This window comes from Pseudalkalibacillus sp. A8 (assembly GCF_045920555.1).
Lineage (GTDB): Bacteria > Bacillota > Bacilli > Bacillales > Fictibacillaceae > Pseudalkalibacillus.
Genome location: NZ_CP174509.1, coordinates 4,281,329 through 4,293,573 on the forward strand (window position 1 = coordinate 4,281,329; position 12,245 = coordinate 4,293,573).

At 39.6% G+C, this 12,245-nt stretch carries 13 protein-coding genes; 3 read left to right on the forward strand and 10 right to left on the reverse strand.

Going from position 1 to position 12,245, the window contains the following annotated elements:
* Nucleotides 1-81: 81 nt before the first annotated feature.
* From ACJROX_RS21990 to ACJROX_RS22005, 4 genes are all read right to left on the reverse strand, one after another.
* Nucleotides 82-1,422, reverse strand: coding sequence for an ABC transporter permease (locus ACJROX_RS21990; protein ID WP_408007338.1), 1,341 nt, complete (start codon nt 1,420-1,422; stop codon nt 82-84).
* Nucleotides 1,419-2,111: an ABC transporter ATP-binding protein gene (locus tag ACJROX_RS21995; RefSeq protein ID WP_408007339.1), complete on the reverse strand. Its 693-nt coding sequence runs from the start codon at nt 2,109-2,111 to the stop codon at nt 1,419-1,421. Before ACJROX_RS21995 ends, ACJROX_RS21990 begins: the two co-directional genes overlap by 4 nt.
* Before the next feature lie 117 nt (nt 2,112-2,228).
* On the reverse strand, nt 2,229-3,440 hold the full coding sequence (locus ACJROX_RS22000) for a S8 family peptidase (RefSeq protein ID WP_408011733.1): 1,212 nt from the start codon (nt 3,438-3,440) through the stop codon (nt 2,229-2,231).
* 421 nt (nt 3,441-3,861) lie between these two features.
* Nucleotides 3,862-4,884: a MoeB/ThiF family adenylyltransferase gene (locus ACJROX_RS22005; RefSeq protein ID WP_408011734.1), complete on the reverse strand. Its 1,023-nt coding sequence runs from the start codon at nt 4,882-4,884 to the stop codon at nt 3,862-3,864.
* A 150-nt stretch (nt 4,885-5,034) separates the two neighbouring features.
* Between ACJROX_RS22005 and ACJROX_RS22010 the strand changes: the two genes are divergently transcribed.
* Nucleotides 5,035-5,214 carry an H-type small acid-soluble spore protein gene (locus ACJROX_RS22010; protein ID WP_408007340.1) on the forward strand — a complete coding sequence of 60 codons (180 nt, stop codon included), beginning with the start codon at nt 5,035-5,037 and terminating at the stop codon, nt 5,212-5,214.
* A gap of 222 nt (nt 5,215-5,436) precedes the next feature.
* On the opposite strand, the gene ACJROX_RS22015 is transcribed toward ACJROX_RS22010, so the two are convergent.
* The 4 genes from ACJROX_RS22015 to ACJROX_RS22030 form a co-directional block, all read right to left on the reverse strand.
* Nucleotides 5,437-6,075: a response regulator gene (locus tag ACJROX_RS22015; protein WP_408007341.1), complete on the reverse strand. Its 639-nt coding sequence runs from the start codon at nt 6,073-6,075 to the stop codon at nt 5,437-5,439.
* Complete coding sequence (locus ACJROX_RS22020; RefSeq protein ID WP_408007342.1) at nt 6,059-7,120, reverse strand: histidine kinase; 1,062 nt, start codon at nt 7,118-7,120, stop codon at nt 6,059-6,061. The genes ACJROX_RS22015 and ACJROX_RS22020 overlap by 17 nt, the downstream gene beginning before the upstream one ends.
* Nucleotides 7,121-7,133: 13 nt before the next feature.
* Nucleotides 7,134-7,874, reverse strand: coding sequence for a cell wall-active antibiotics response protein LiaF (liaF, locus tag ACJROX_RS22025; protein WP_408007343.1), 741 nt, complete (start codon nt 7,872-7,874; stop codon nt 7,134-7,136).
* Between the two features lie 225 nt (nt 7,875-8,099).
* Nucleotides 8,100-8,462 (reverse strand): hypothetical protein, encoded by a 363-nt coding sequence (locus ACJROX_RS22030; RefSeq protein WP_408007344.1) that lies wholly within the window; start codon nt 8,460-8,462, stop codon nt 8,100-8,102.
* A 143-nt stretch (nt 8,463-8,605) separates the two neighbouring features.
* Here ACJROX_RS22030 and ACJROX_RS22035 point away from each other — a divergent pair, with 143 nt between their 5' ends.
* Nucleotides 8,606-8,791, forward strand: a complete 186-nt coding sequence (locus tag ACJROX_RS22035) for a cold-shock protein (protein ID WP_408007345.1) — start codon at nt 8,606-8,608, stop codon at nt 8,789-8,791.
* 165 nt (nt 8,792-8,956) lie between these two features.
* Nucleotides 8,957-9,232, forward strand: coding sequence for an HU family DNA-binding protein (locus ACJROX_RS22040; RefSeq protein ID WP_221566520.1), 276 nt, complete (start codon nt 8,957-8,959; stop codon nt 9,230-9,232).
* Nucleotides 9,233-9,292: 60 nt separating this feature from the next.
* Here ACJROX_RS22040 and ACJROX_RS22045 read toward each other — a convergent pair whose 3' ends face one another.
* Complete coding sequence (locus tag ACJROX_RS22045) at nt 9,293-10,093, reverse strand: SDR family NAD(P)-dependent oxidoreductase (protein WP_408007346.1); 801 nt, start codon at nt 10,091-10,093, stop codon at nt 9,293-9,295.
* Nucleotides 10,094-10,730: 637 nt separating this feature from the next.
* Nucleotides 10,731-11,987, reverse strand: coding sequence for an OFA family MFS transporter (locus tag ACJROX_RS22050; RefSeq protein WP_408007347.1), 1,257 nt, complete (start codon nt 11,985-11,987; stop codon nt 10,731-10,733).
* Nucleotides 11,988-12,245 lie beyond the last annotated feature (258 nt).

Here is a 12,245-nt window from a genome sequence, read left to right on the forward strand (position 1 = left end):
CCGCTGATAAATCCCAATTTTCCACGATAGGAGATTTTCAAATAGAAAGGAACAACCTAAACCGTAGGTAGTTCATTCAAATTAAACTTCCCTTCTCATCGCCTTTAACACATCGACTTTTGTTGCCCTTCTAGCTGGTCTGAGGCCTGAAATGATAGTCACTAATAAACAGATGCCGATACAGATCAATGGCAGGCTTAAAGGGATATGTGAAAACTTGAAGTCGCTTGGTATGGGTTCACCAAATGCATTACTTAAAATGACCGGTAACAGCCAATTGACTCCAAAGGTGATGACATAAGCCACAATTGTACCGAAAATTGCTCCAAGCATTCCGATATAACTGCTTTCAATTAAAAAAATCCGCTTGATCGTGGAAGGATTTGCCCCGATCGCTTTCATGATGCCAATATCCGGGGCCCTCTCTGTGACAGCCATGGTCATGGTGTTATATATACCAATGGAAGCGATGATGATTGCAATCGTTCCGATAAATATCAGTCCGCTCTTAACAATCAAAAACACCGTGTTGATCTGTTCCATTTCATCGACAACTGAATAGGCAAAATAGTTCTCATCCTTGATGGTTTCCGAAATCGTTTTGACATTTTCGACATCATCTGCATAAATCGATACCTGGCTATAAAATCTTTCCTTCCTCTGTTCCATCAATTCTCTTTCCTCTACTGGTAAGCTTGGAGGAACGATAGTACCATTTGGTGTACCCGTAAACGCTTCGATATCGGTCAATACCTTTTCGGAGATATAGATGTTTGGATCCCACTCCCAATCTTTTGTGATACCGACAATCTTAAGATTGAACGTTTTAGACTTTTCTTCTTCCCCTTCAAATTTTTTGACGCCCAGGTCGAGTTGTTCACCTACCAACTCCCCTTTGTATTTAAATTCTTCTTTTACCGTGCCATCTTCATTTATTGGGGCAGCTTCCTTTCCGTCCCACTTTGCGAGACTCTTAGCAAAATCATAACCAATCACGACCTCGTTATCAGCCTCAGGTAAACGGCCTTCCGAAAGTTCAAATCCAGCTTTCGTTTCCGACGGAAAATCGACGACAACAGCGTTCCCTTCAGCTCGATATTCTCCAACTCGGAAATCCCCTTGTTGGTCAACCATTTGTCTTCTTGTCACAGCCTTCACATGGTCAAGTCCCTCGAAATAGGTAATGTCATCAATTGTGATACCCGCGTTCTTTTCGCTTTCTTTTCCGTGGACTTGTATCTCAGTCATCAATCGATCTTGTGTAATCTCCTGGACTATTGATTTTTGAAGACCGAATCCGACTGATGAAAGGACGATCAAGAACGCACATCCCATGGCGGTGGCAAGAACCGTCATGAATATCCTGGTCTTGTTCTTTTTCATGTTTTTACGTACGAATCTAAACTGATCTTTGAATCTCATGATGCATATGCCTCCTCATCCAATGCCCCATCCACAATTTCGATGATACGATCTCCTATTTTTGCAACCTTTTCATCATGGGTAATGATCAAAAAGGTGATGCCCATTTCATGATTAAGTTGCTTTATGAAATCCAGCAGTTCCTCTTCAGTATCACTGTCCAAACTGCCTGTCGGTTCATCTGCAAGAATGATAGGCGGATGCAAAATCAGCGCTCTCGCAATGCTTACTCGTTGCTGCTGGCCGCCTGATAATTCACTAGGATAGTGGTCCATGAATTTTTCCAGGCCAACCTTTTTGAAGATTTTTTCTGTTCGCGCTTTTCTTTCCTTTTCATGGACACCCTTTAATGTGAGCGCCAGTTCAACATTCTCATAAGCTGTAATACTAGGAATGAGCTGAAAGCTTTGAAAGATGAATCCTAGATTGTGAAGACGGAAATCGGCCCATTTACTTTCATTACATGACGTGACATTCTGATTATCAATGAAGATTTCACCTTCGGTTGGTTGGATGTAACCGCTGATCAAGTTAAGCAATGTCGATTTCCCTGAGCCGCTTCGACCAACAACGGTCACGATTTCCCCAGTCTCCACTTTTAAATTTATATCCTCTAAAACGGGAATTACAGTTTCTTTACCTTTCTTTCCAATCTTGAATTGATGGCTAAGCCCATTGACTTCAATCATTGATTTCCCCCCTGATTTCTATAACGCTTATACATAATAAAGACGAAAATATTAAAAAATAGTTCAAAAAAAGAAACTGACCTGTCTAAGGCCAGTTTCTTTTTTTGAAACTATTTCTTATTGGACTGTCGGGAAACCGAATCCAGAAGCGATATCATCTCCGCTTCCAGCATATTGTCCGCTCAGAATATCATTAGCTTTTGCTCGGTTTTGAAGTTCACTTCTGATGTCGTCATTCGATAATGAAGGGGTCTCAGCCCATATTTTCGCCGCTAATCCAGAAACGTGAGGTGTTGCCATAGAGGTACCACTGATCGTATTATATGCGCCATCTTTCCAAGCCGATTCGATTGCACGGCCAGGTGCGGATACTTCTACATCTCTTTCTTGGATGACATAATCTCCATCTGTATCAGGATTTCCACGTGAAGAGAAATCAGCTACACGATACGTACCGTTTTCTTGTACATTTTCAAGAGCTGCAACTGCTACAGCATCTGCAAGTCCACCTGGGTAACCGATCGTATCAGGGTTTGGTCCGTCATTCCCTGCAGCAGCAATGACTAACGCACCATTATTCATAGCGTAGGTAACTGCATCTGCAATAAGGCTATCTTTCGAGCTTGACCCTAGCGACATCGAAATAACAACATTCACACCTAAACTGTTACCTTGATCAGCCGCGTGCTTGATTGCATACGCAATATCATCGGAATAACCAAATCCGCTGTTTCCTAAAACTTTGTATGCCCAAAGCTTTGATTCTGGAGCAACACCATAAACACCTTGGCCATCAGCTCCTCCGTTCGCTAAAACCGTACCGGCCACATGCGTACCATGACCGTTTTTATCATCACATTTCCCATCAATTATCGGCGATCGGTTAGAACTGAAGTCTTTACATTGTTCAACATTTTCAACAAGATCGACGTGTTCAGTATAAGTTCCAGTATCCAACACCGCTACACGGACACCATCTCCGCCACTCGTAGCAGTCAGGCTGGAATCATTATAAATCGCTTCCATTCCCCAAGGAGTTTGGTCGGAAGGAGTTGCAGTTCGTGATGCAGCTTGACTTACTTTATCCAAATAAACTTTATTCACAAGAGAAACCTTAAGATTTTTGTTCTTTTTAAGTCCCTCATATTGTTTTTCAGTAACATTCGTCGTAAATCCTTTTTCGTTGAAATCCCATCGTTTAACGTAGTTTTCTTCAGCAGATTTCAGGGCGTTCTCATTTGTAGATGAAATCAAAACTCTCAACTTCTCATTTGATTGGTTTTCATTCTGACCCGCAGCAAACACTCCAGATGCGAAGATCGAAACCATCAAAATCACAGCTGACAATACTGACAATAATCGTTTCACAATCCATCTCTCCCTTATTTTCTAATCATTTCTGTTATGAAGAATTCTAGGTGTATGTATTGATTACAAGAATTATAGTTGTTGTTAAAAACTTTAAATTGAAATTATTAACAACAACTTTTTTGCAAATATGTCACCTCCTGTCATTTTTTGAATTTTCAATCAATAATTTAACGATATCACAAATATGGGGGTTGTGGTATTGGGAAATAGAGCGTCAAAACGATTAAGTATTGACATAAATTAATACATGATTTTCCCAATGAGTAATACTTTGGGAATATGCTTTTTTCAAGAAAAATAGGCCCTGAGTATTAAAATCAAGGCTCTATTTAACAACCTCAAAATCAAAAAAAGCGCCTTTCAGCGCTTTTTCCAGTCTTTATCCTGTTATATAACGGTTGTATAATGTTTTCGCTTTATTAATGTCTTTCGTACCATGGACCAGGACCCGGTTATCTCTGAAAATAACCATCCGTGTATCTTCAATTTCTACTTGCAGCAAGTAATCATTGCTTCGAATGTTTGGAGATAGGTGAGAAAGTTTCTGTTTAAGAGTCTCCATATCGAATGACATGTCTGGCATCGGTCTGATTTGAACGGTATCTCTTCCACATAAAACAGCGGTTTTCGTACTCACCTGCTGATCAAGATATGGATAATTAGCTTCCAGCCCACAGCTGTTACATTGTGGATTTTTAAGATTACCTACTTTCAGAAAGGTATGCTGGTTACTCCATAAATCAAAGTAGACAACCTTTTTTCGGAGAGCCTGAAAATCTTCAACTAATATTTTGAAAGACTCCGCCATCTGATAAGCCGTCACCATTTGTACGGCTGGAGAAATGATGCCAACAGTGTCACACGTTTCACCACCTGATGGAATCTTGCCTAATAAACAAGCAAAACAGGGTGTGTCACCAGGTAAAATCGTATAGGTCAACCCGTGACTTCCTGTACAGGCTCCGTAAATCCATGGGATTTGCCATTTTTGTGCCGCATCATTTATAAGCATCCGCGTTTCAAAATTATCAGTTGCGTCTATGATCAGATCTACGCCCTCAATTTGATCCTCAATCGTCATCGTGTTCGCTTCTTCTATTCGGGCATCAATCATGACTTCACGATTGATATCCGATAGCCGGTCTTTTGCTGCGACTGCTTTTGGCAGTTGATTTTCTGCATCCGATTCTGTATATAATTGCTGCCTCTGAAGATTACTCCATTCGACATAGTCCCGGTCAATGATAGTCAATTTGCCTATACCTGCTCGGACCAACATCTCGGCACAGCTTGTCCCAAGGGCTCCTGCACCTATTAAAAGGACGTGCTTTTGTCTGATTTTTTCCTGTCCAGTCGGACCGATTTTAGAAAACCTTGTCTGTCTGGAATAACGTTCATGCATCATATTCATCTACCTTTTGTAAAACCTATTTTCAATCCCATCTTACCATACAATAGTAGTAGACAAACTAATACAAGAATTACGTGAGTGCATAAATCGGTGAAAATGATCAAAACTAGAAAAAGTTACCTAAAAGGAGTGTGGAATAAGATGAACGCAGGCAGAGCAAAACAAATCTTAGAATCACCAAATGAAATTACTGTCCATTATCGTGGTAATCCGATTTGGATCCAACAAGTCGATGAAGCAGGCAATACAGCTCGGGTGTATACCAGAGATAATCCAGACGATGAAATGACAGTGAACGTGGCTAACTTAGAGGAAATGTAGAAGGATATATAAAAGGCCGATCCAAGACACTGAACTATTTCGATGTCCCGGATCGGTTTTCTATGTAAAATTGATTTTTGCTATAATTAATCTTTATTTTGTGGTAAATAATTGTACTTTTCTAAAGATTATCTGTATATCTGTTTAAATAAACTTCAGTTTCGTTGTAATAATTTTTATTTATCAAGATTCCATAATTTGTGCTTTCTACCTCCCCTGTAATCAATTGGAGAGGTTGTGTCGATTAGCGTAGATTGCTGCTTGTGTACGGTCTGAGACATCCAGTTTACTCAGGATGTTGCTGACGTGGGTTTTGACTGTTTTGATCCCAATAAATAACGTATCCCCGATTTCTTGATTGGTTTTCCCTTCACCAATCAACGAAAGCACTTCAAGCTCTCTTTTCGTCAATTCATGGTGTGGGAAAGACTCCTTCGATCGAAACCTATTCATCATTTTCTGAGCGACCTTGGATTCGATCACTGATTCACCAGCATAAGCTTTCTTGATCGTTTCGGTAATTTCTTCAGCTGAAGCTGTTTTTAAAACATAGCTGAATGCACCAGCTTCAATAGCAGGAAAGACTTGTTCGTCATCATAAAAACTTGTCAAAATGATGATTTTACAATTCGGGTGGATCTTTACTACTTCTTTCGTAGCCTCGATTCCGTTTCCATTTTCCATGATCAGATCCATCAGGACGATATCTGGTTCAAGTCCTTTTAGCTTTTTAACCGCTTCATTGCCACTTGATGCTTCACCGATGATTTCGAATGATGGATCTGTCATCAAATAAGAGCTTAAACCTCGTCTTACCATTTCGTGATCATCTACTAGAAAAAGTTTAATTTGAATGGCCAACATATTCATCTCCTTTACCAATTGGAACTCTTACGTCAATGGCAGTCCCTTGCCCCTTAGCTGTGGTAATTGAGAAAGTTCCGCCTATTTCATCACAACGCTCCTGCATCGTTTTCAATCCGTAAGAAACCTTTTTCTTTTGCTTCAAATCGAAACCAACCCCGTTATCACGTAAATGTATACGGATATGCTTCTGATTACTATCTAGTTTGATTGTTATTTTACTTGCTTGAGAGTGTCGCAGAGCATTCGCAAGGCCTTCTTGCATCAACCTGAATAAATGATCTTCGATTCCTCTTGATACATCCGGGATCTCATCGATTTCTGAATAGATTTCAATCCCTGACTTTTGCTGAAGTTCATTCACCAGTTCCCGGATTCCACTATGTAATTTTTCTCCTGAAAGGTCGATTGGCCTTAAATGAAGAAGCAACGCCCTCATCTCACCTTGGGCTTTGTTGGCCATTTCAACAACTTGTTCCAGCTGACTTTTTGCCCTATCGGGGTGGCATTTAAATAACTTCAATGCTGCTGATGACATCATATTCAAAGCAAACAACTGCTGACTGACAGCATCATGTAAATCCCGCGCCAGTCGTTGTCGCTCTTCAATCGTTGCAGCCGTGTGGGCTTTTTCAGCATACTCAGCCTTTTCATTAGCGAGCTTTTGTAAAGAGTAAACTTGTTTCTTGATCTTCTCAGATAGCTGATTGATATCTGCAGAAATGATCCCTACTTCATCATCCTCTCCATCACTTATCCGATAATCATAATTTCCGCGGGATAGTTTGGTGATACCTACTGAAATCTCATTCAATCGATTAATCAGGTTTTGCCCTTTACGAAAACTGAAGTAGATCCCTAACATGAAAGAAAGGACAAAAACAGCAATTGAGACCAAAAGGCTGACCACAATCCGATCAGCCGCTGGGTATAATATATAGAGGATCTGAAAAAGGAAGAAGATTAAGACGGTCGTATAGACAGAGTTTAATAGATGTGTTCTATAAAAGAGTCTTCTGATTCCATTTTGGTTTTGGCTCATTACGATCGTCTCCCTAGACTCGGTTTATCTTTAAATCCAACACTTGGAACCTGAAGTCAAAAGTAATCTTCCTCGTTGCTTCGTCATAACCTTCTGTATTATACTTCGCTTCTTTCATCAGGCCGTCCTTTTTATAATTACCGATCTTGATATCCCCTACCTTTGTGTTAGAGGTGACACAAAATTCGACATCCTCTGGAATCAAGATCTTTATATCACCAACCCAACCTGATAATTGAATGATCGTTTCTTTATCTGGTATGAAGGCTCTGGTATAATCAAAATCAAAATCAGCTACACCATTCCATTCATCCATATCTTGAACTTGCCAATTATCATCCTTCATGGAGACATCGGTGACGAAATTACTCTTCGAATGTTTCCTTTTCGCATTTACTGTTATTCTCGGCCCTCTTCCCCAGAGCATTCGGATTCCGATATACACCAGTAATAAAGGCCATAGATTAATGATCTGTTCAAACCGGAATTCCATGAATCCTAAGCGATCGCTAACAAGCAATCCACCGATAACAGATAGAAACAAGCCCATAAACCAGCTGCCACGACGCCCTTTTGATATAATTGCTTCGGATAACCATTTTAATCCTAGCAACAGTATGACAAATGGATATAAAAACAAAAATGCTTCATCAATATCCATTGAAATGATTCCCAAATTGACAAGCAGCAACATGACCCCTATTAACACGAAGATCACCGCTACTACAAATTGGCCTCCAGACCTCAGTTTCATCCGACCACACACCTTTAGCATCATCTTTTTATGAAAGGTCACCTCTAAAAATTAGACATATGCAGGTTTTCCCTTCTTTTTCTACTGTTAATATAAGAATACCTTGCATACAAGAAGGCTGGAACAATCCAGAGAATGTATCGACCTCCGCCTCAAGGCGGAGATTCAAAAAAAGATGGCCTTAAAAAGTGCCATCTTTGAACATCAATTTTTTAATTTGTTAAATCAAGTAAAAAGAACAATCCAAAAAACAATGAATCCTAAGTTCAACCCGAGCCATGCCCAAAACCATACTCTTGAAACAGTGTTCCGGTCTTTATTTACATATAAAAACATACCTGGTGTGACAATCCAAATAACAAAAAGAAAGAGACCTAAGAAGAACTGGAAGATGGATGTAAAATTAAATTGATCAAAAGCAGTAATCAATAAGTATGTTGGGACAAACAGTATAAACGGTACAAAAACACTCCAGATCCAAGCCCTTGTTCGATACATTTCAAAATACTTTCGATTGGTTTCCAAATATTTCTTTGTATCACTGCGTATGTCACTGAACGATACAGATACTTTACTTGATAACTCCAATGAATTCGCCCCCTCACTTATAATAAATATGTTAGGAAAAGAACAACTAATAACCCTTTTACATCGTTATCTGGAACATAGGAACTATATTATTAGGCAAAATTGGGTATAATAGAAGTACTAAGATAAAGAGGGTGGAAGCAATGGCATTTTTCTCAAAGAATCAACAAGAACCAATCCCAGAAGTTGAAACAAAAGTTTGGAGTTGCACGAGCCAGAATTGTTCTGGATGGATGAGAGAAGGGTTGACGTTTGATTCTGAACCAGCTTGTCCACTCTGTAATGCACCTATGGAACCGGAAGTGCGAATATTACCGGAACTATCATAATCTCATTTTCAGGAAGGACGATCTCTTATTATAGGATCAGCCTTCCTTTGTTTTTGATCTTAGGGATAAAAAAAATTTTAAAAAATTGATGTATATATAATTTTAATCCGGTAAGAATGGTAGATACATAATGTTTTATTGAACAATATCCAAGGAGGAATAAACGTGAACAAACGTGATTTAATCCAACAAGTTGCTGAACAAACCGGTTTATCCAAAAAACACTCTACAACAGCTGTCAATGCAGTTATTGATGCAATTACTCAAAGACTTACGAATGGTGAAAATGTACAATTGATCGGGTTTGGTAGTTTTGAAGTTCGGGAACGCCAAGCAAGAAAAGGACGCAATCCTCAAACTGGTCAAGTCATTCAAATTCCAGCTACTCGTACACCTGCCTTCAAGCCTGGTAAACAGCTGAAAGAAGCAGTAAGAGCATAGCTTAATGTTTTTAAGAATCGCTGAAGGGACTACCAAATGGTAAGTCCCTTTACTTTTTCTTCATCGCATTACACTTCCACCAGAAATTTTAACTGACTCCCCAATAATGTTCGGTGCAGCATCAGTGAGTAAGTACGCAATCGTATTAGCTACTTCCTCTGGTTGAATCAATTTCCCTGAAGGATATTGATCTTCAATCCTTTTCAACTGGTCCTCGAAAGATATTCCGTTTCGTTGTGCCCTTTTTTTAATGGCTTTAATGCCCATTGGTGTATTCACATATCCTGGGCAAACCGCATTGACCCTTACTCCGTTTTCAATCGCTTCAAGCGCAAATGAATGCGTGAAACCAATCAGGGCGAATTTAGAACCAGTATATGCTGTATTCCCATATGTTCCTCTCAACCCTGATAAAGAGGAGACATTGACGATAACCCCTCGTTGCTGTTGCTTCATACTTTGATAGACTAGTTTTGTCAACATCACAGCGGAGGTATAATTCAGATCCATGATGAATTCAAGCTCTTCTTTCGACGTTTCATCAATGATCCCACCACCGCTAATTCCTGCACAGTTAACTAATGCATAGACAGATCCAAGCTTGTCCATTGCTTTTTTTACAAGGTTCTTTTGTTCTTCTTCACTTGTTAAATCGGCAGTATGTACATACACATTTTCAGCAGGGGTATATTCGACTATTTCTTGTTTCAGAAGCTCCAATTTCTTTTCGTCTCTTGCTGTGATAGTCACTTTACCACCCATTTTAACCACTGCTTTTGCTGTTTCGCTCCCAATCCCTCCGCTTGCACCAGTAACAATGACATGCCGGTTTTCAAGTGCATCAATGGAAAAAACGTTCATCGCGACCACTCCTTTACCTTTTAAGAACTAAATATTTTTTCTTTTAATATAAAAATCGGATTGACTCATCAAAAAAAGACAGACACCTCGTTTCGGAAAGTCTCGACGTTCGTTATGTGATTCATTTCGAATAACGATTTTCTGTTTGATATATACAGTTGGATTAGTTTTTATTTCGGAGAGAGTCTGCTTCTTGATAAGCCAATCCCTTTTAGGGTGTAATACTTCAATGTGACATTGCTGGTATTTATAACAATATAAATTTACCCTTAGTTAAATCCAAATAAACCAATCTTTAGCCATTTTATTAGAAATGTTCATATTTCCTTAAATAAAGTTTACATTTCATTAAAAGGACATTTTTGAATTAAACTTAAAAGGTTATTTCTAAGCAAAAAAAGGGTGCAAGCTACAAGAGCTTGCACCAAAAAGGTATGGGCGGTGTCAGAGTTTTAAGGGGATTGTCTACTTTAGTATAACACGGTACTAAAGTGTTTGTTATTGGGAAAACAAACGAAAATCACCCGAAAAAAACGTGGTTTCCCAATAAATATTTTCCCAACTTTCCTACCCACAAAAAACAGTGCAAACACTTCTTCTCTTGTAGTCATTTAGTATTAATGCGGACATTTCGATGTTAACTTGCTACTCTCTCTTTATTTTTCTGTCGCAGTTTTTTAATATCGGCCCGGATAAGGATGGATACGATCAGTGCCACTAAAAAAGCTGCTGCAAAAATATAAAGGGTCAATGTATAGCTTTGGGTAGTCTCACGTAGCCATGAAACAAGAATCGGTCCCACAAGACCAGCTGCAGCCCATGCAGTCAGGATATAACCGTGGATGGCTCCGAGTTGTTTCGTACCAAACAGGTCTCCGATGTAAGCTGGTATGGAAGCAAAACCTCCGCCATAACAAGATAGGATGATAAAAATGGAAAGTTGGAATAACAGGGAAGCAGTAGTGATTGGTAACAGAATGAACAAAACTATCTGGATACCAAAAAAAGCAGTATACACATTCGGTCTTCCAATGTAATCGGACAATGATGCCCAGCCAATACGACCTAATCCGTTGAACAGCCCCATGATTCCGACCATCGTTGCCGCTGCTGCCGCACTTAAACCAGCTATTTCTTGGGCCATTGGTGAAGCGACCGAAATGATGGCAATTCCGCAAGTAACATTGATGAACAACATCAACCATAAGTACCAGAAACGCCTTGTTTTCGCTGCCTCATTGGCTGTAAGCTGCGAAAGATCCTGCGATTTATTATTTCTTTTTTCCATGTTCTCTTCATAACCCTTTGGTTTCCACCCTGCAGGTGGAGGTGCCAGGTAAGAAGATGACAGGAGCATGATAGCCAAATAGACAATTCCTAAAATATAGAACGTCCCAGCAATTCCGACTAGATTAATCAGGGAATTGATCACAGGGCTGGCAATTAAAGATGCAAAACCAAAGCCCATGATTGCAAGTCCTGTCGCAAGTCCTCTCCGGTCCGGAAACCATTTAACCAACGTAGATACAGGGGCGATATACCCTATTCCTAGTCCTATTCCTCCTAACACACCATATGTAACATATAGAAAGATCAGAGATTCAACATTGATGGCTAGACCGGAACCTAAAAGACCGATTCCAAAAAATAATGCTGCAATGATCCCTGATTTCCTTGGACCATGCTTTTCAACAAAATGGCCCATAAAAGCAGCTGCAAGGCCTAAAAAGAGAATGGCAATACTGAATGTCCAAGAGACACCGCTTAAACTCCAGCCGTATTCATTCATCAATGGCTTTGTAAAAACACTCCAAGAGTATACTGAACCGATAGATAAATGAATCCCGACTCCACAAGCAGCAATCAACCAACGATTTTTCACCTTATCCGACACGTTATCTCTCCTCACGTTATTTATTTGAGAAGCGAGTCTTGGTGTCTTTGCTTGTTGTCAAACTAAAGATGATTTTTTGAAATAATATCATGAAAGCGCATACACAAACAAACAATACGATTGATTAATACAAAAAAAGAGTGCAAGCAACAAGTGCTTGCACCAAAAAAGGTATGGGCGGTGTCAGAGTATTAAGGGGATTGTCTACTTCAGTATAACACGGTATCCATGTCTTAGTTATTGGGAAAATTCAACTTT

Excerpts from the sequence above, each read along its gene's own strand:
- ACJROX_RS21990 (WP_408007338.1), bottom strand. The coding sequence starts at position 1,422 with ATGAGATTCAAAGATCAGTTTAGATTCGTACGTAAAAACATGAAAAAG.
- ACJROX_RS21995 (WP_408007339.1), bottom strand. The coding sequence starts at position 2,111 with ATGATTGAAGTCAATGGGCTTAGCCATCAATTCAAGATTGGAAAGAAA.
- ACJROX_RS22000 (WP_408011733.1), bottom strand. The coding sequence starts at position 3,440 with ATGGTTTCGATCTTCGCATCTGGAGTGTTTGCTGCGGGTCAGAATGAA.
- ACJROX_RS22005 (WP_408011734.1), bottom strand. The coding sequence starts at position 4,884 with ATGCATGAACGTTATTCCAGACAGACAAGGTTTTCTAAAATCGGTCCG.
- ACJROX_RS22010 (WP_408007340.1), top strand. The coding sequence starts at position 5,035 with ATGAACGCAGGCAGAGCAAAACAAATCTTAGAATCACCAAATGAAATT.
- ACJROX_RS22020 (WP_408007342.1), bottom strand. The coding sequence starts at position 7,120 with ATGAGCCAAAACCAAAATGGAATCAGAAGACTCTTTTATAGAACACAT.
- liaF (WP_408007343.1), bottom strand. The coding sequence starts at position 7,874 with ATGAAACTGAGGTCTGGAGGCCAATTTGTAGTAGCGGTGATCTTCGTG.
- ACJROX_RS22035 (WP_408007345.1), top strand. The coding sequence starts at position 8,606 with ATGGCATTTTTCTCAAAGAATCAACAAGAACCAATCCCAGAAGTTGAA.
- ACJROX_RS22045 (WP_408007346.1), bottom strand. The coding sequence starts at position 10,093 with ATGAACGTTTTTTCCATTGATGCACTTGAAAACCGGCATGTCATTGTT.